The 18,202-nt window shown below is 59.1% G+C and carries 17 protein-coding genes; 9 read left to right on the top strand and 8 right to left on the bottom strand.

Features of this window, described 5'->3' with window-relative positions; genetic code table 11:
- Positions 1 to 50: 50 nt before the first annotated feature.
- Positions 51 to 1,289, bottom strand: coding sequence for an amidohydrolase family protein (locus BTN45_RS21365; protein ID WP_207590899.1), 1,239 nt, complete (start codon positions 1,287 to 1,289; stop codon positions 51 to 53).
- Between the two features lie 81 nt (positions 1,290 to 1,370).
- Between BTN45_RS21365 and BTN45_RS21360 the strand changes: the two genes are divergently transcribed.
- Positions 1,371 to 1,769: a nuclear transport factor 2 family protein gene (locus BTN45_RS21360; RefSeq protein ID WP_006698707.1), complete on the top strand. Its 399-nt coding sequence runs from the start codon at positions 1,371 to 1,373 to the stop codon at positions 1,767 to 1,769.
- Positions 1,770 to 1,792: 23 nt separating this feature from the next.
- Here BTN45_RS21360 and BTN45_RS21355 read toward each other — a convergent pair whose 3' ends face one another.
- Positions 1,793 to 2,497, bottom strand: a complete 705-nt coding sequence (locus BTN45_RS21355; RefSeq protein WP_006698708.1) for a GntR family transcriptional regulator — start codon at positions 2,495 to 2,497, stop codon at positions 1,793 to 1,795.
- A gap of 232 nt (positions 2,498 to 2,729) precedes the next feature.
- Between BTN45_RS21355 and BTN45_RS21350 the strand changes: the two genes are divergently transcribed.
- From BTN45_RS21350 to BTN45_RS21325, 6 genes are all read left to right on the top strand, one after another.
- The gene (locus BTN45_RS21350) at positions 2,730 to 3,569 is read left to right on the top strand and encodes an ABC transporter ATP-binding protein (RefSeq protein WP_037090969.1); all 840 of its coding nucleotides are present in this window, start codon (positions 2,730 to 2,732) and stop codon (positions 3,567 to 3,569) included.
- Between the two features lie 3 nt (positions 3,570 to 3,572).
- On the top strand, positions 3,573 to 4,346 hold the full coding sequence (locus BTN45_RS21345) for an ABC transporter permease (RefSeq protein WP_006698710.1): 774 nt from the start codon (positions 3,573 to 3,575) through the stop codon (positions 4,344 to 4,346).
- Positions 4,347 to 4,375: 29 nt separating this feature from the next.
- Positions 4,376 to 5,398, top strand: a complete 1,023-nt coding sequence (locus tag BTN45_RS21340; RefSeq protein ID WP_207590898.1) for an ABC transporter substrate-binding protein — start codon at positions 4,376 to 4,378, stop codon at positions 5,396 to 5,398.
- Between the two features lie 99 nt (positions 5,399 to 5,497).
- The gene (locus tag BTN45_RS21335) at positions 5,498 to 7,066 is read left to right on the top strand and encodes a gamma-glutamyltransferase family protein (RefSeq protein WP_207591712.1); all 1,569 of its coding nucleotides are present in this window, start codon (positions 5,498 to 5,500) and stop codon (positions 7,064 to 7,066) included.
- A gap of 457 nt (positions 7,067 to 7,523) precedes the next feature.
- A complete protein-coding gene (locus BTN45_RS21330) occupies positions 7,524 to 8,648 on the top strand; it encodes a zinc-dependent alcohol dehydrogenase family protein (RefSeq protein ID WP_207590897.1) in 1,125 nt (374 codons plus the stop codon).
- Between the two features lie 125 nt (positions 8,649 to 8,773).
- On the top strand, positions 8,774 to 9,232 hold the full coding sequence (locus BTN45_RS21325) for a 2'-5' RNA ligase family protein (RefSeq protein WP_246751721.1): 459 nt from the start codon (positions 8,774 to 8,776) through the stop codon (positions 9,230 to 9,232).
- A 53-nt stretch (positions 9,233 to 9,285) separates the two neighbouring features.
- Here BTN45_RS21325 and BTN45_RS21320 read toward each other — a convergent pair whose 3' ends face one another.
- A complete protein-coding gene (locus BTN45_RS21320) occupies positions 9,286 to 10,080 on the bottom strand; it encodes an SDR family oxidoreductase (protein WP_207590896.1) in 795 nt (264 codons plus the stop codon).
- A 121-nt stretch (positions 10,081 to 10,201) separates the two neighbouring features.
- On the opposite strand from BTN45_RS21320, the gene BTN45_RS21315 reads away from it, so the two are divergent.
- Positions 10,202 to 11,143 (top strand): GlxA family transcriptional regulator, encoded by a 942-nt coding sequence (locus BTN45_RS21315; RefSeq protein ID WP_246751720.1) that lies wholly within the window; start codon positions 10,202 to 10,204, stop codon positions 11,141 to 11,143.
- 68 nt (positions 11,144 to 11,211) lie between these two features.
- On the opposite strand, the gene BTN45_RS21310 is transcribed toward BTN45_RS21315, so the two are convergent.
- From BTN45_RS21310 to BTN45_RS21300, 3 genes are read right to left on the bottom strand one after another with little or no spacing between them, the layout of a single operon-like run.
- Complete coding sequence (locus tag BTN45_RS21310; RefSeq protein ID WP_207590895.1) at positions 11,212 to 12,279, bottom strand: lipocalin-like domain-containing protein; 1,068 nt, start codon at positions 12,277 to 12,279, stop codon at positions 11,212 to 11,214.
- Complete coding sequence (locus BTN45_RS21305) at positions 12,269 to 14,677, bottom strand: ABC transporter permease (RefSeq protein ID WP_207590893.1); 2,409 nt, start codon at positions 14,675 to 14,677, stop codon at positions 12,269 to 12,271. Before BTN45_RS21305 ends, BTN45_RS21310 begins: the two co-directional genes overlap by 11 nt.
- On the bottom strand, positions 14,674 to 15,333 hold the full coding sequence (locus tag BTN45_RS21300) for an ABC transporter ATP-binding protein (protein ID WP_207590891.1): 660 nt from the start codon (positions 15,331 to 15,333) through the stop codon (positions 14,674 to 14,676). The genes BTN45_RS21305 and BTN45_RS21300 overlap by 4 nt, the downstream gene beginning before the upstream one ends.
- Positions 15,334 to 15,658: 325 nt before the next feature.
- Here BTN45_RS21300 and BTN45_RS21295 point away from each other — a divergent pair, with 325 nt between their 5' ends.
- Positions 15,659 to 16,810: a glucoamylase family protein gene (locus BTN45_RS21295; protein WP_207591708.1), complete on the top strand. Its 1,152-nt coding sequence runs from the start codon at positions 15,659 to 15,661 to the stop codon at positions 16,808 to 16,810.
- A gap of 104 nt (positions 16,811 to 16,914) precedes the next feature.
- Here the strand turns inward: BTN45_RS21295 and BTN45_RS21290 are convergent, their stop codons facing one another.
- On the bottom strand, positions 16,915 to 17,616 hold the full coding sequence (locus BTN45_RS21290) for an SDR family NAD(P)-dependent oxidoreductase (RefSeq protein WP_207590889.1): 702 nt from the start codon (positions 17,614 to 17,616) through the stop codon (positions 16,915 to 16,917).
- Between the two features lie 12 nt (positions 17,617 to 17,628).
- Positions 17,629 to 18,159 (bottom strand): lipocalin family protein, encoded by a 531-nt coding sequence (locus BTN45_RS21285; RefSeq protein ID WP_207590888.1) that lies wholly within the window; start codon positions 18,157 to 18,159, stop codon positions 17,629 to 17,631.
- Positions 18,160 to 18,202: the final 43 nt, after the last annotated feature.

Raw genomic sequence — 18,202 nt, 5'->3', positions numbered from 1 at the left:
GACCGCAGGCCGGAGGAGCACCAGAACGACGCAGCGGTGCTCCAAAAATGTCAAGGCCGGAGCACCGTAGCGGCTGGCCTGACAAAACTCTTGCGCCCCCGCTTGAAACCCATGACGGGCTCGCCCAACCCGCCGAAGACCTCGGTCTCGTCTTCGCCTTCCATTACGAGGATGTCGGCCATCGCGCCGACATCCAGCCCGTAACCGTCGATCCGCATCAGCCGGGCTGCATCCTCCGAGACGAGATCCAGGCAGGCCGCGAAATCCTCCGGCCCGAGATGCATCACATTGGCGTAGAGATTGGCCATGCGCAGAAGTGAACAGTCGCCAAAGGGCGTGAACGGGTTGAGTATGTTGTTGCTGGCGATCGATGCCGTGACACCCCGATCCTTGAGGATATGCACGGGTGCTATGCCTCGCACGGCGCGAAAACCGGCTTCCCGACCGTTCAGATAGAGATCGGTCGAAGGCAGCGCCGTTACCGCGACGCCCGCTTGGAACAACCGCGCGACCCGACGTTCAAATATTGCTTCGTTCATGGTTGCGAGCTTGGTCACGTGGCCGACAGCCACCCGCCCGCCCCAACCGGCTTTTTCCGTCCGGTCGCAAATCTCCTCAAGATGCCCCCAGCTTGGATCGAGGTCAAAGTCCAGATGGAAATCCAGGTCCACGTCATGTCGCGTGGCCAAGGCGAAAAGACGTTCCATCTGGCCAGACGGATCGCTGTCTGTATAGGGGCAGCCGCCGAGAAGGTCCGCACCTTCGGCAAGCGCCTGTTCGAGCAATTCCTCCGTGCCCGGATCATTGGTCAGCCCTTCCTGCGGAAACACGCAGATGGAAAGATCAAGTGCAAAAGCATAATCCTGTCTCAACCGCTTCATCGCCTCGAAACTGCGCAAGCCCACCCGCGGATCAACCTCCACATGGGTGCGCATGTGCATCGTACCCTTGCCAATTGCCATCTCTATCGTCCGGGCTCCGCGGGCATAGACGTCCTCGACCGTATAGTCCCGCTTCAGACGGGCAACCGCGGCAATCGCGCCCTTCAGCCCGCCTCCTGCATCGCTGCAACGGCACAAGAGGCACGACTTGTCGAGATGAACATGGGTATCGACGAAACCCGGCAGCACCAGCCTCCCACCGACTGCCTCATCCTTCCGGCCTGCTCCCGCCGCGATCTGACCGATAGCGGCAATGCGGCCATTGGTGACGCCTATATCCTGCAGCGCGGCGCATCCGTTCACGCGTGCATCGCGCAGCACAAGATCGAAGGATTCTTGAAATGACATATTGCAACTCGACGGGTAGTTTGCGTAACAATAAATGTATGCACTTTTGACGAAACATTCGCAACAGATTTGGAGATTCCCATGAACGAGGCAACAGAACGCGATCTGCAATCGGTGAAGGACTATCTCGCTGCCTCAATGGCGCGCGATCCTGCTCGCGCCGCGACCTATGTCGCCCCGGGCTTCATCTGCCGCTTTACCGGCAATCGGCTTTTTGACACACCGAGCGGCCCAACCGACTTCAACGCGGCTCGCTATAAATGGGTGAAGAAGCGTATCGAGCGTTACGACGTCGTGCCTGGCGAAACGGAAACCATCATCTATAGCCTCGGCTATCTCTACGGCGAATGGCCGGACGGCACCCCTTTCGACAACAACCGATATATCGACCGATTCACCGTGCGTGACGGCCTGATCCTGGATACGGACGTCTGGAACGACAGCGCCGAATGGATACTCGACCCATCCGTCGCCCGCTAAACGTCAGAGGAGCCCGGCTCCTTTCAGTCTGCATAAGGCGCCAGGATATCCATCAGGTCGCGTGGCTTGGCGCCAGAGCTTTGCAACAGCGCCCGCGAGGCAACCGCCTCGAGATGCTCGACCATCATCGCCTCAGCCTTCTCCGCCGGCCCGGTGCGGATCACCTCGATCAGGTCAAGATGCTCGCTGACCGCGCAGTCGGAAGAGTGTGGCCGCCCGAAGGCAGCAAGCGACAGGCCTGCGCGATAACAGATTTCCGTAACATATCGGATCAGGATAGGCTTGCCCGTCATCTCTGCCAGAAGCACGTGGAAGTCTGTGGCGAGGCGGATCGAAGCGCCTTCAGGCCCGTGCCGGGCCTCATGCTCGGCCTCGACGATTGCCTTCAGCTGCTTGGCCTGCGCATCCGTCAACTTGCCCGCGAGACGTCTCACCACCTGCTTTTCCAGATCAAGGCGGATGTCAAAAATATCCCGTGCATCCTCGAAGGATGGCGTAGCGACCACGGCGATACGGTTTCGCCGAAGGTCGACGAGACCTTCGGCCGCAAGCTGGCCGAGCGCGTGACGGGCAATAGTGCGACTGACACCGAACCGCTCACCGAGCGCATCCTCCGGCAGCCGGTCACCCGGCTGCAGCGCCCGCTCGATGATGGCACGGCGCAGAGCCGTACAAATCGCTGCGACGCGATCCCCTTCACCTCTTACCGAACGTTTACTTCCGGTCATTGCCAACCCTCTTCTCCGGCCAATCGATAAGCGAGGCGACGGGGAAAATCAACTCGGCGCGCTGCCGCATTTAAATGCAAGGCAAATCAAAAATGCCCAAAACACATGCATACAATTAGTGCATTCATTTTACACGTCGGAGATATCGCATGCAGAACAAGACAATTGAACATGCATGTATGTTGGCACGTCGATTGCATACAGTTATCGAAACGCTTTTCACGGTGACCTAATGCTGACTGTGCCTCAACTGACGACATCCGCCGCTCCCGCCGTGGAGCTCTCGCAAGCCGCGGTTTCCTTCGGCCGCAAGGAACAGGCAGTCGTTGCGCTGCAAGAGACGAATCTGCGCATTGCCGACGGGGAATTTGTGGCACTCGTCGGCCCCTCCGGCTGCGGCAAGTCAACGATCATGCGGCTTACCGCCGGCCTGCTGCAGCCGACCAGGGGCGCGGTCATCGTTGGCGGGCGAGAAGTTGGCGCCAAGGCGCTGCGCATCGGCATGGCCTTCCAGAACCCGACCATGCTTCCCTGGCTGACGATAGAGCGCAACGTGATGTTGCCACTCAAGATCGTGAAGCCGTTCCGTGCCGAATACCGAGCGAAGAAAAACGGTGAATTCCGCGACCGGGTCCGCGCCTTGCTTGCAGATGTCGGCCTGGACAAGTTCGCCAGCCATTACCCATGGCAGCTCTCCGGTGGAATGCTCCAGCGCGCCAATCTCTGCCGAGCGCTCGTTCACGAACCCAGCCTGCTTCTGCTCGACGAACCCTTTGGCGCGCTCGATCAATTTACCCGCGAAGAACTATGGGGCACGATGCAGTCGCTCTGGATGAAGCGCAAGCCGACCGTCCTGCTCATCACCCATGACCTGAAGGAAGCAGGTTTCCTGGCATCCCGCATCTGCGTCATGAGTGCGCGGCCCGGTCGCATTATCGATGATAGCCCCGTCGATTTCCGCCGCCCCCGCACAATCGAAATGACCTTCGAGCACGATTTCGTCGCGCTCAACCAGCGCCTGCGCGAACTCATCATCGATGCCCGGTCTGACACCGCTATCCAGGGAGCCTGACCCATGACCTATGAATTGCGCCGCCGCTTCTGGGCCGCCGCTCTCATCCTCGCGTTCTTCGTCCTTTGGGAAATTCTCTGTATCGCCTTGCAGGTGTCCGATCTCGTCGTGCCGCGTCCAAGCCAGGTCTTCCAGACGCTGGTCGAGCGCTTTCCGATCCTCGTGCCACATATAATCCAGACACTCTGGACGACGATGGTTGGCTTTGTCCTCGGAGTGGCGGTCGGCGTTGCCATCGGGGCTGCAATCGGCGTGTCGCGCGTTGCTTACGATACGGCTTACCCCCTGTTGATCGGTTTTTCGTCGATCCCCAAGGTAGCAGTTGTGCCGATCTTCGTTCTGTGGTTCGGCTCCGGCTCCGTGCCGGCAATTCTCACTGCGCTCGCCATGTGCTTCTTCCCGATCGTCGTCAACATCGCTACCGGCCTTGCAACGACCGAGCCGGAGCTGGAGGACGTGCTTAAATCGCTGGGCGCAAGCAAGCTAGACATCCTCTGGAATGTCGGACTGCCGCGTACGATGCCCTTCTTTTTCGCCTCGCTGAAGATCGCCGTCACCTTCGCTTTCGTCGGCTCTGTCCTGTCGGAAACCGTGGCCTCCAACCGCGGGATCGGCAATGTCATGATGTCGGCCTCGTCCAATTTCGATGTGCCGCTGGTCTTTGCCGGCCTTTTCATCCTCGCCCTTCTTGGGGTGCTTCTCTACGTCGCCTTCTCCCTTATCGAGGCACGCGTCACTGGCTGGGCCGCCCGCGGCCAGGATTTCACTGCCGCCTGAACATCTACTCAAAACAAATGGAGCCAGACATGCTGAAGAAACTGATCTCGACTCTTGCACTTAGCCTTTGCCTCGGCGGTGTCGCCCGGGCTGACACGGATATCAAGTTCACCCTCGGCTGGAAGACGCAAGGCTCGGACGCCCCCTTCCTGCTCGCCTTGCAGAAGGGCTACTTCAAGGACGAGGGCCTCAATGTCACCATCGATCAGGGCGAAGGTTCGGCGGCAACGGTCACGCGTATCATGTCGGGCGTCTACGATGCCGGCTTCGGCGATATCAATGCCATCATCCAGAATGCCGCCACGCGGCCGAACGACGTGCCCGTCATGGTCTACCAGCTTTGGAGCAAGCCGCCCTTCGCCATCGTCAGCAAGAAGGAAACCAACATCACCAAGCCGGCCGATCTGGAAGGCAAGAAGCTGGGCGGCGCGCAGGGCACACCTACAACCCGCCTCGTCAACGTGCTGGGTACGATCAACAAGGTTGACATGACCAAGGTCGCGATCGAGAACATGGGTCCCAACCTGCAGGAGCCGATGCTCATCAAGGGCGATATCGACGGCGCCCTCGTGTTCAACATCACCAGCTGGTTCAACCTCATCAATAACCGCCAGGACCCGGCAAAGGACTATAACTGGCTGTCCTTCGGTGATTATGGCCTTGATCTCTACGCCAACGGCATGATGGTGTCGCAGAAACTCGTCAAGGAAAACCCGAAAGCGGTGGAAGGACTGGTACGCGCGGTGAACAAGGCCACCAGGGAAATCGCCGAGAATTCCAAAGCAGGCATAGAGGCCGTGTTGGCCTACGACAATCTTGCCAAGGAAGAACTCGAACTTGCGCGCATGAAATTCTCCTACGAGAACCTGATCATCTCACCGGAAGTCGAAAGGCTCGGCCTCGGCGACGTTGATGACGCTCGTCTTGCGCGCTCGATCGATATCGTCGCCGAAGGCTATCAGCTGCCTTCCAAGCCAAAGCCCGAACAGGTATTCACCCGCCAGTTCCTGCCGTCCTTGGACGACCGCAAGCTCGCCTACAAGATCGACTGAGCGAGCCACGATGTACATCCCTGGCCGGAAGTTTCCGGCCAGTCGGTCAAGAGAGGAAATATCATGTCGCTACGTGTGCCGGAAGCTGCCCTGCCGGGAATGGTCACCAGTCCACATCCCCTGGCAAGCAAAGCCGGCGCAGCGGTACTAAGACGTGGCGGCAATGCTATCGAGGCGGCCGTTGCGATCTCTGCGACACTTGCGGTGGTGATGCCGCATTTTTGCGGTCTGGGCGGCGATGCCGTATGGCTGGTCGCCGACAAGCAGGGCCTCTGCCGGTCCTTTCTGGGAATAGGTCAGGCCGCGGCGGTCCTTCCCGACTATCAGACGGCAATCCCGCTACGCGGCCCCTCTTCCATGATCACGACCGCCTGCGCCGTAGATAGCTGGGGTCATGCCCTGGCGTTTGGACAGCAGCATTGGCAAGGCCGCGAGCAGCTTTCCGATCTTCTGATGCCCGCAATAGCTTTTGCGGAAAACGGATACCAGCCGGGCAACACACAAGATTTCTGGCTTGAATTCAGACGCCCCGAAATAGCCCACTGGCCGGGTTTCGCAGCCGCGTTTGATCATCCAGCGAGCATGGGCCTTTTCACGCAACGTCCGCTTGCTCGAACCCTTCGGCACATCGCCGAGCATGGCCATCGGTCGTTTTATGAGGGAGAGTTGGCGCGCCGCCTTGGAGAGGCGATGGCTTCGCTGGGCTCGCCGATCACTGCTGCCGACTTGCAGCTCACCCGCACCCGCGATGCGGAACCCGTGTCGCAGGACTATCGCGGCGTAACGCTTTTCGCCCCGCCCCCGCCGACGCAGGGGGTTTCCACACTTGCAATCCTTGGCATTCTGTCCCGCCTGGATTTGGCGTCACTACCGCCATCAAGCGCAGCGCGTTACCATCTTTTGGTTGAAGCCGTGAAACAGGCGTTCCTCGATCGCGAGCATATCGCCGACCCGGATTTCGCCGACGGCAACTCCACCGGCTTTCTTGACCCAACCCGGCTTGAGAAGAAAGCTCAGGCCATCGACCACGAGCGGGCGCTCGAATGGCCTCATGCTTACCAGCATGGTGACACGGTCTTCTTCGCAGCAACCGACGAGCAGGGGCGCTGTGCAAGCGTGCTTCAGAGCACATATTTCGACTGGGGCAGCGGCGTGGTCGTTGGCGACACCGGCGTCATCTGGCAGAACCGCGGCGCGGCGTTTTCGGTTGCAAGCGGCCATCCGAACGCCATAAAGCCTGGAAAGCGGCCCTTCTATACCCTCAACCCGGGCATCGCGTTCAAGGATGGATCCCCCTATTTGCTTTACGGAACGCAAGGGGCAGATGGCCAGCCGCAGACATTGTCGCTGGTGCTCACAGGCCTGCTCGACTACGGCATGACGCCCGAACAGGCTTTGGCACAACCTCGTTTTCTGCTTGGCAAGACATTTTCCGACGTGCATCACAGCCTGAAAGTCGAGCAGTCGCCTGACGCGAACATTATCGGGGGACTGACTGCGCTTGGGCATGACGTCTTGCCACTGCCGGCACTGTCGCCGATTTTCGGACAGGCGGGCGTCATCTGCATCCAGGATCAAGAAACGATTCTTGGATCCCACGATCCACGTGGTGAAGGCGTTGCCATGTATGTTTCAACCGATCGAAAATCAGCAACGTGGTTTCCGTGATCAAGCAGCAGCTCTCATGGCGTCCTCCTTGGTCTCAAAGAGTATCGAATGGTTTTCCTGCCATCGGCGCGATTCTCGTGAAGAGCAAATCCTGATCTTGCCACTGTTCTTCGAAACTCGTGATTGAGCGGGCGCTCATTTCGGGCTCGAGCGCACCCAGTTCTACCGCCGTATCCGTCGATATCGAGCGGAGTGTTCACTGCGTTGCTCCAAAGCAGGTCTGTAGCATCTGGCCATTGCTTTCGCGTCCACGCGCAAAGGCCGCGCGGAGCGCGTTTCGCCGTCGAAACCGTCGCGTTCAAACCGCGCTGGCTATACGGGACAAGACGACGCTCCTCGGCGGTTGTTGCACGCCGGACGGGTTGGTCAATCCAATTCAAAACAGTTTATGCCACTCCTTGCATTACTGGTGGACGGATATCGTGTATTTCTGGGGAGAGTCGGTAAGGAGGGAATAATGCGGGTCAAAGCAGCTGTGTTGCAGAGGATGAATGTGTCTCCTCCTTACCGCGAAAGCAGGCCTCTTGCGATTGAGGAAATCGAACTTTCGCCGCCCGGCCCCGGCGAAGTCCTCATTCGCATCCGCGCCGCCGGCCTTTGTCACTCCGATCTTTCCGTCATCAACGGTGACAGGCCCCGGCCAATGCCGATGGCGCTGGGGCACGAGGCAGCCGGCGTTGTCGAGGCCCTTGGGGATGGGGTCCGGGACCTCGAACCGGGTGATCACGTCGTAATGGTCTTCATGCCGAGCTGCGGGCATTGTCTGCCTTGTGCGGAAGGTCGGCCAGCGCTTTGCGAACCGGGTGCTGCGGCCAACGCAGCAGGAACACTGGTCGGCGGCGCGATGAGGCTGAATTATCGCGGTCAAACCGTCCATCATCATCTCGGGGTATCCGCTTTTGCCGAATATGCCGTCGTTTCGCGCAATTCGCTTATCAAGATCGACCGCGACCTGCCATTTGTGGAAGCCGCGCTTTTCGGCTGCGCGGTTCTGACGGGCGTGGGCGCAGTCGTGAATACGGCTGAGATCAAGGCCGGCTCGACTGCCGTCGTCATCGGGCTGGGTGGCGTTGGTCTTGCCGCGGTGCTGGGAGCCCGGGCGGCTGGCGCCAGCAAGATCGTCGCCGTCGATCTTTCAGAGGAAAAGCTGGCGCTTGCCGGTGAACTTGGCGCGACAGCAGTGGTGAACGGACGCGATGAAGATGCCGTCGAACAGGTTCGACAGCTCACCTCCGGTGGCGCTGACTATGCATTCGAGATGGCCGGTTCCATTCGCGCTCTCGAAAATGCCTTCAGGATGACCAAACGCGGCGGCACGACCGTGACCGCAGGCCTGCCGCCGCCGTCCGCGACCCTGCCGGTGAACATCGTGCAACTGGTTGCCGAGGAGAGGACACTCAAAGGCAGCTATATCGGCACCTGTGTGCCCGTCCGCGATATTCCGCGTTTCATCGCGCTTTACCGTGATGGGCGGCTGCCGGTGAACCGTTTGCTCAGTGCAAGGCTCAAGCTCGAGGATATCAACGAAGGTTTCGACCGCCTGCATGACGGAAGCGCTGTACGCCAGGTCATCGAGTTCTAGGAGCTGCGACGGGATGCCACTGCCACCGAGATCGCTTCGGAAACCCGGGCGACAAGCCCGGATCCGCTAATTTGAAGACACGCCATCCGATGATCCTGACAGCCCGCATCGCAGAGCACGATCTCATGCCCTTCGATCTGCTTCGTCAGCAATATTTCCCGCAGGACCGGAATTTCCTGCGGGCGCATCTGACGATGTTTTACCGCCTGCCGGGCGAATATGTGGACGTAATTGGCGAGAGCCTACGATCCATTGCGAAAGGTACCAGCGTGATTTCGGCCCAAGTCAGCGGTGTCCGTCATCTCGGTTCTGGCGTCGCGTTCACGATCGAAAGCGCGACGCTGAACTCGGTTCGTGGTGCCCTGCGGAGCGATTTCGTCCAATGGCTTGGCTCCCAAGACATGCAGGCGTGGCGACCGCACATCACGGTTCAAAACAAGGCTTCGCGAGCGAAGGCGAACGAGCTTTATCGCACGCTTGCAGATGGCTTCTCTCCCCACGACATCACGATTGTAGGGCTTGACCTGTGGAGATATCTCGGTGGTCCATGGGCAAGCGAGGCCACCGTGCCGTTCGCCGATTGATACGCTGCGGCGAAGATTTCCGATTGTCTCAAACCATAAAGGGCGCGGACGTTTCAGGCTGCCGCGATCAGACGCGTTGCCGGCCGGGTGGCGGAAAGCTGAGGGCCGAGCGCGAGACGTGCCGCCTCATAGGCGTGCCATAGCTCGATATCCCTGAGCGCGGGAATGGTGCTGGATTCCCCCTGATCGAGCCCGGCCAACGCGGCATCGACCATATCCTCGGCCTGCATGACGATCTCGTCGGGAAGATGTTCGACCGGCAGGCCTCCGATTGCCCAGAAGTCGGTGCGGGTAGCACCGGGCAGGACGGCCTGCGCCCGGATGCCACGGTCCGCGAGTTCGTGATTGAGCGATGTGGTAAACGCCTGCACAAAAGCCTTGGTACCACCGTAAACGCCGTTGAGCAGTTCTGGCGCAACCGCAACGATCGAAGCGATATTGATCACCGTGCCGCCGCCGCGCGCCACCAGGCCTGGCACTGCCGCGTATGTCAGGCGCATCAAAGCGGTCACGTTGAGCCGGATCATGGCTTCCATGCGATCGACATTGCTTTCCAGCAGCGTCGTGTGGGTGCCGATACCGGCGTTGTTGACCAGCGCCGTGATGTTGGCGTCTTCACGCAGCACTTTTTCAACGCGGGCAAGATCGGCCGTATCGCCCAGATCGGCGGCAAGCACTTGAACCACACGACCCGTCTTGTTCGATATCTCAGAGGCGAGCGACTGCAGCTTGTCCCCGTTTCGGGCTACAAGGATCAGGTCATAACCGCGCGCGGCTAGACGGTCAGCGTAGATTGCGCCGATGCCGGTTGAGGCGCCGGTGATGAGTGCAGTTCCCTTTGTGGTCATTGATCTGTTCCTTGTTCGGGGGAAAGCGCCATCGCTTTCGACACGGACGTTATGGACCAAATGACATTTGTCCGATATGACGTATAAACTACGTTTTTAAGACACAGGATAGGAGGAACGGGTGCCTCATATTTCCATGGTGCTGACGCCGGGTTTCCAGTTTCTCGCGCTGGGCGTCCAGGCTGCTTTCGAGTTGGCCAATGTGTTGAAGGATGAAACCTATTATACGCTCTCGATCACCTCGGTCGAAGGTGGCCCTGTCATGTCGTCCAGCGGTTTTTCCGTACCGACCACAAAACTCGATGAGGTGGGACAGGTGGATACACTGCTTCTTCTGGCAGGCCTCATTCCGCCTCCGCAGCAGGATGAAGCAACGCTTGCCACCTTGCGCGCAATGGCCAGGGCATCGCGGCGGGTCGCAGGGCTCTGCACCGGATCGTTTCTGCTTGGGCAAATGGGATTTCTCGACGGACGGCGCGCAACCACCCACTGGTCCTATGCGCAGGAGATGCGCAGGTCCTTCCCAAAGGTGCGCGTTGAAGACGATCGCATCTTCATCAACGAGGGACCGGTCTGGACATCGGCCGGCCTGACCGCCGGCCTGGATCTCGCAGTGGCACTGATTGAAAAAGATCTGGGACGCGATGTGGCAGGCGCGATAGCCCGAAGACTTGTAATGCATCATCGCCGGGCCGGCGGTCAGTCGCAACATTCTGAATTGCTCCAACTTGCACCCAGCAGTGACCGCATCCAGAAGACGCTGATCCATGCAAAGACACATCTTGCCAACCCTTTGACCGTCGAGGAACTGGCTGAGGTCGCGGCACTCTCGCCCCGCCAGTTCAGCCGTGCGTTTCATGCCGAAACCGGCCAGACACCCGCCAAGGCCGTGGAGCAAATCCGCCTTGAGGCAGCTCGCCTGATGATCGAGGAGACCCGGCACCCGATGGATCAGATCGCGCGCGAAAGTGGTTTCGTCGATCTTCGGCGCATGCGCGATGCCTTCATGCGGCAGTATGGACAACCGCCGCAAACCATCAGGCGGCTTGCAAGGACCGCCTGATTAATAGTCTGAAGAGAGATAAGTGCCCTTTCCCCCCGGGTGAGACCCCGGACGCTTTAGAGCCGAGTTCAATAACCGGTCATTTCCAGGTAGCCTCGTCCCGAGGCCGTTCCCGTAAATTCGACTGGTCCCTCCCAGTAAGGGGTCGAGGTCGCCATCCATGCCTGCTCGTTCAGCGCCGTCGTTTTGATGTCGAGACCCCGGCTTGGAATCTTCAGGTTCCATTCCACCGGAACCGCCTTGCCGTTCACCGTTGCGGTCCGCAAGGGCGAAATCTGTATCCCCCGGGGATCGACCGGCGAGGTCGTGCCATCGGCCGAAATCCAGTTGGCAGACGTATAACCTCCTTCGTCATCTCTCAGCCGGAACGCCATCACCTTTTCGCCGGATGCGAGGTGGAGGGAAAACCAGTCCCATCCCGTCTGATTGGAAGCGAGGGGCTGGGATGACCACTCACGATCGAGCCAGGCTTTGCCTGTCACCTGCAGGACCCGGCCCTCAAGAACGACGTTGCCGCTGACCTCGTAGAAGGGTTGGGAATAATAATAGCTGGCCTGCCCGGCGGCTGATTTGACCGAAAAGCCCCCGTCCCCCTGAAGAACCAACGGGCCGTTCGCCTGAAGTTTGAGCTGATAATGAAAACCTTTGCCGCTGGCGTTCAAATCAATTTTGTCGAGAGGGTCGGCATGTCCAGTCACTGCCGTCTTCATCTCCCAATTATCTATCCATGCCTTAAAAGGAGCGACCACGACACCCGCCTGTCCAATGCCGCCGCGCGCCAGTCTTTCGGCAACATAATGGCGGCTGGCGGTTGTCACGGCGGCGTGGCCCAGCCAGATCTGCGGATCCGCCCATCCTGCCCGCTCGCCGGGCTGGAGCGCCGAACGAAAAAGCGTCCATTGAGCCCCTAGCTGCTCGCCATCGGCGGTCTGGAGATTTGCGGTGACGTACCACCATTCAATCCTGAAGTCCGGATGCGGCCCATGCTCCCGTGGAAAAACCAGCGGCACCCCTCGTCGTGGAACGCTGAAGCCTTCCGCATTCGACCCCAGTCCGGCGAAACCCTGCGCTAACGATGCCGCAGGCGCGAGAAGACAACAGACGAAAAAAAGACGAATGATGGACCTAGCGTTCATTGGCAAATATCCTGAGAAGGTCCGTGGGTGTCGTTTTCGCCAATCGCCGGACCGGGATCAAAACCGACATGATGGCGGCCACGAGGGCGACAAGGCCCAGTTTCAGCCATTCCATCGGGAAGAGGATCATCGGCAGCCGCCATCCGAACGCTTCCACATTGATGATCACGAGGAGAACCCAGGCCAAAGCAAGCCCGACGGGAATGGCGGCCACGAAAGTTATGAACCACAAAGCGAGTGTGCGGATAAACTCCAGCCACGCCAGATCACGACGGCGAAGTCCGAGCGCCCAGACCGGGGCCAGTTGCGGCAACCGGAGTGAGGCGAGCGTCAAGAGGCTTGAAAACATCGCAAAACCGGCAACGCCGAGCGTCAGGACGTTCAGGGCGCCCGTCACCGCAAAGGTCTGCTCGAAAATGGCTGCGGATTGCCGCTTTAGAGATGCCTGGTCAACGATATTGGCTTCCGGCAGGCCGAATTCGTCCATCAGGCTGCGTCGGAAATCCGCCACCTCCTCCGGCGCAAGGCGAAGGCCATATCGCAGTTTTTCGACATCCGGATAGTGCTCAACAAGAGCATCAATGCCGATAATCACCTGTCCGGACGGATTGCCGTAATCCGAAAATACGCCGACGACGGTAGCGCTCCAGCCACCTGGCAATTGGATTTTCTGGCCAGGTGAAGCCTTGCCGGTCCGCCACAACTGCTCATTGACGATTGCGCCCCGGCCGCTCGCGATTTCATCCCAGGTCGCAGGCGAGCGAAGGATCAACGGCCAATGATCCCTGTAGGTAGGATCATCGGCGACACCAAAAATCTGGACCTGTTCGCCTGAGACGTCACCACGGCTGCTCCAGATGGGCAGAACCGCACGTGTATGTTGAGGAAACCACTGGCGTAGCTTCTCGGCTTCCGTCTCGTCTCGCGCTGTCACGTAGACCTCTGCTGCAAGTCGCTGATCGAGCCAACACAGAAATGTCTCTCGAAAGCTCGAGACCATCGTGCCGACGCCGATATTGGCCGATAGCGCAAGCAGCAATGCCATCAAAGCAAGGGAGAGCCCGGGCAATTGCTGACGCGTATCTGCAAAGAACCATCGCACCAGTATGTGTCGGGAAACGTGTTCGCCTGCCTTCATGGCAAAGGAGAGAAAAGGAGGAAGAATGAATGCCGCGCCGAGCAGCAGCGCGGCCAGAACCGCAAATCCGGATAGGAGCCCACTGCCAGTCCAGACAAGCAGGCCGGACAGCACGATCAGAAATGTGCCGATTGTTGCCTGTAGCACCAGCCCCCTGACTGATGCCATTGTCCATGCCCGGCTATGCGCTGTGGACAATATCGGCATCCGCCAGACACGCCATAGATGTTGCAGCGAGGAAAGCCACGTCCCGATCAGCGCCATGCCTAGACCAGCCAGCCACCATTCAGGCCTGATGGAAAGTGAGCCTGAAACGCTCGCCCCGTAAAGCCCACTGAGCGTCGCGGCAACCCCTGGCAGAAGTGCAGAAGCGATGACATAGCCGAGAACGACGCCAAAGGCGCCGGACAAGAGGGCAAAAAGCGTAATTTCAAAAACGAGCATCACCGTGAGTGAGCCGAGCGAGATGCCGAGCGATCTCAAGGTTCTGAAGGTGCCTCGCCTCTGCTCGAATGACAGACCGGTTGCGGAATAGGCGATAAACAGACCAACGACAAAAGCAAGGAAGCCGAATGCCGTGAGGTTGAGATGAAAACTGTCGGTGAGCCGCGCAACGTCCGATCGCCCGCCCGCTTCTCTTATTGTCAGGTCCGGTGCTGCAACCGCGATTGCCTGACGATCCACTGCTTGTGAGGGTGAAATGACGATGCGGCTGAGATCTCCTTTGCGTTCGAGGATGCGGGCGGCAGTGGAAATGTCGACGAAAGCCGCCCCGTCGGGAATATTAGCCGTCGGTCTGACGGCAAGACCCGCCGTATCCTTTAAGGCGCTGGCCGTCGCCGGTGAGACAATCATAACGCCGGGCGCCGTCATGAAGTCTATAAGGCCGGATCGGTCCGAAGGGGGAAGTACCGATCCATCCGAGGGCATCGTCAACGGGTCAATGCCGATCAGCCTGATACGCGTCGTCCCGAACCGGTGTTGACCTTCGATGACCGGAGAGACATCCAAGCCGGCCCGGCGAAGTCTGGCGTAGGTTTCCAAGGCTATCATGCCGCCGTCTTTGGCGACCAGCTGATCCAGCTGGTTTTGAGACAATAGCGAGGCCGCCCTGTCATAGCTGGCACGCGCTTCGGAATTGATGGCCTGTACGGCAGACCATAGCGCTGTCGCGAGCGCCACGCCCATGACGAGCATCAAGAATTGCAGTGGTCTGTAGCGCCAGTGCGAGAGCAGCGCACTGAAGGCGGTCGCGTTCATTGCGACACCTTTCCGCCGCTGAGGGCAATGCGCCGATCGAGTTTTGCGGCGAGCCGGCTGGAATGGGTGACGAGCAGAAGCGCCATTTTCGCTGACGTCGTCAGTCGCAGCATGATGTCGATAACGATATCTGCGGTGTTCTCGTCGAGATTGCCGGTCGGTTCGTCGGCAAGGATCAGCGGCGGCCGGGCCGCAAGCGTCCTTGCAATCGCAACCCGCTGCTGTTGCCCTCCCGAGAGCTGCTCGGGATAACGGTCGAGGAGCGCCGCAATTCCCAGGGCTTCGACCAGTGTCTTTTCCCACGTCCGATCAAAACGGCCCGCGAGCTTTGCGTGGAAAGAGACATTGGAGCCGACATCGAGGCTCGGAATCAGATTGAACTGCTGAAAAATCAAACCGACGTCATGCCGGCGAAATATTGCGCGGTCTCTGTCGTTAAGATCGGTGATCGTACGGCCGTTCACCATGATGGTGCCGCTGTCGGGCAGATCAAGGCCGCCGACAAGATGCAGGAGCGTGCTTTTGCCGCTGCCGGATTCTCCCGTCAATGCAAGGCTCTCTCCCGCGTCAACGCTCAGATCAACGCCATTGAGAACCGGTATCGTCCCTTCGGCGGTCTGATAGGTCTTTCTGAGGCCGGAAATTGATAGGATCATGGGAGCTTTGGTCTCTAACTGATCTTATATGATCGGATGTGGTCACAGATTTCAACCAAGCTGACCCGACGATGTTCCCTTGGCGCGAGACAGAAGCCGGCCCCGATTTTGTCTACCAATCCGATGTCCACCACTTCCACGGGTATTTGGAATCAATGACCAAGTCGGATAAGCCTGTTTGCGGATGTGGTTGCGATTTGCTGCGGATCATTCGAGGTTTGAGGTGACGGACGAATTTTCTGCTGAACTTGATGACTTGCATCGCACTACCTTCGACTACTTCTGGTCCGGCAGCCATCGCGAGAGCGGACTTCCCAGGGACCGCATGGGATCAGATGGTCAGCCGATTCACGAAATCACATCCATATCGGGGGTGGGGTTCGGATTTCTTGCGCTCATTGTCGGCGTTCACCGGTCCTGGATTACGCGGCAGGAGGCGATCGATCGGGCGAACCTTATGCTGCGATCTCTCGGCGCGGTGAAGCGATTTCACGGCGCTTTTCCGCATTTTGTCCACAGCTCCGGCGGAAAGACAATTCCATTTGCGAAGTTCGATGACGGCGGCGATCTGGTTGAGACTGCACTTCTGGTTCAGGCACTGATCTGCGCCCGCGAGTTCTTCGACGAGCCGACATCGACGGAAATGGATCTGCGCCGGTCGGTTACCCACATCGTGGAGGCAGTGGAGTGGAACTGGTTTACACAGGGAAAGCCCGGCCCTCTCTACTGGCATTGGAGCCCCCGCTTCGGCTGGGCGAAGAACCTGCCGATTGCGGGATGGAACGAGGCTCTGGTCACTTACGTTCTTGCGGCAGGATCGGCCGCGCATGCAATAAACCCGGTCTCCTACCACTCCGGCTGGGCGCGCGATGGCGAGATCAGAAACGGCGCGAAATATCTTGGCGTCAGGCTGCCGCTCGGCGAGCCGTATGGAGGTCCGCTCTTCCTGTCGCAATATTCATTCTGCACTCTCGATCCGCGCGGTTTGGGTGATGCCTATTGCAATGATTATCTCGAGCAGGTCCATGCCCATAGCCTCATCAACTATCGGTATTGCAGCACCCGTTATGCGCCGGAAGACGGATGGGGTCTATCGGCCTGCGACGGGCCGAAGGGGTATGCCGTCAATTCTCCGACCGATGACCATGGCATCATTACCACGACGGCTGCGCTCTCTAGCATACCGTTCCTGCCGGTTCGATCGATACGGGCGGCTGTGCGCTTTCTGCAATGGCGTGGTGGCGCACTGAGGGGTCGTTTCGGCCTGATGGATTCCTTCCAGCCGTCCACCGGCTGGGTTTCAAAAACCCATCTCGCCATCGATCAGGGGCCTGTGGTTGCTATGATGGAAAACCATCGCAGCGGCCTGATATGGGATTTATTCATGAATGCGGCGGAGGTCAGCCGTGGCTTGATCAAGCTGGGCTTTCACACGGACAGGTACCGGGAAACAGATGATCTCATGGCGTCGCGGTAACGGAGACCTGCCAGTTCCTATGATCGGCTGCAGCGGACCCCGGGAGGTAGAGTTTAATCACTTGACGGAGGTGTTTGACGCCTCCCTTCGCCGCTGTCACGGCCCTACCACTCTATCCTGCGGCCGTCATAGGCGAAGAACTGCCCTGTCTGGGCGGGCGTAAGTCCATCTATCGTTGCGAGGAGACTTGCTGCGGCGTGTTTCGGTGAAAAGCGCTCCCGGCCCTTTGAAAAGGCCTGCGAGAGGTCAGTATCCACCGTGCCCGGATGGAGCGCCACCACGATGGACTGCGGATGGGTACGCGCGATTTCGATCGCCGCGGTTCGGATTATCTGGTTCTGGGCGGCCTTCGATGCCCTGTAGGAAATCCAGCCGCCCAGTCTGTTGTCTCCTATCGATCCGACGCGTGCGGACAGCGAGGCAAAAACGCACCGTTCCTCCCGTTTCAGAAGCGGCGCAAAATGCTTCAGCAGCAGAGCTGGTCCGATCGAATTGACAGCGAACTGTTTGGCCATTTGGGAAGGATCAATCGCCTTGATCGTCTTTTCCGGTCCGACGCCATCGATCGTCAGCGCACCCGTTGCATTAAAGACCAGATCGAACGAGCCGCGCAGATCTGACAGACGGCTGACAGCCCCGGCGACACTCGCCTCGTCGATGATATCAAGATCACCTCCGCTGCGCGAGAGTGGCAGGGCGAGCGCGCAGCGAGGATCTGTCTGAAGGAGAGACAGCAAAGCCCCTCCTATGCCGCCGGATGCCCCTATCACGATCGCCCTGTAACCATTTGCGAGGGAATGCAGCATCGTCAGGGTCCTTTAGCGCTGAGCTGGAAACTCAAGCTTGTTGACGTCGTAACCCAGCTTGCGCGTTTCTGCGATCATTCTTTGAAGTTTGCTTTTGGAGGGCACGCTTCTGGCGTAGATCCACACGTCATCCGTGGAGGGATTGGCGCTGATGAACCACGATTTGTCCGGGGATTTATACAAGACCCAATAGTTGAAAGTGATGAGGAGAGGATAGCGAACCCGAATCTTTGCATTCGCAGAACCGAAGTCTTCTATCTTGCCGACGCCCCTGATGGTTTTCAGCCGGCCCTGCGGAGTGTCGACCCGGCAGCCGTCTTCCACCAGAACCTCGTTTGCAGCCCTGCCCTGCCGGTATGTCGAATAGCCGGCGACGCAGCCGTCCGTGAGCAGCATCGGCATACGGCCAATCTCAAGCCACGTGCCGCGGTAATGATCGCTCGCAACCGGCACCGGCTTTGGGTTGGCGGCGGAAGCGGATTGCGCCGATAGAGCAACCGCAAGCGTTAGCGCTCCGATCAGCTGTTTGATACCTGTGTGCATGAACTCCTCCTGTTGATGGCGCCCATAGGTCCAGGTATCCGCC

The sequence above is a fragment of the Rhizobium sp. ZX09 genome (assembly GCF_017357485.1).
GTDB lineage: Bacteria > Pseudomonadota > Alphaproteobacteria > Rhizobiales > Rhizobiaceae > Agrobacterium > Agrobacterium pusense.
This window is presented reverse-complemented; position numbering and strand designations above follow the sequence as displayed.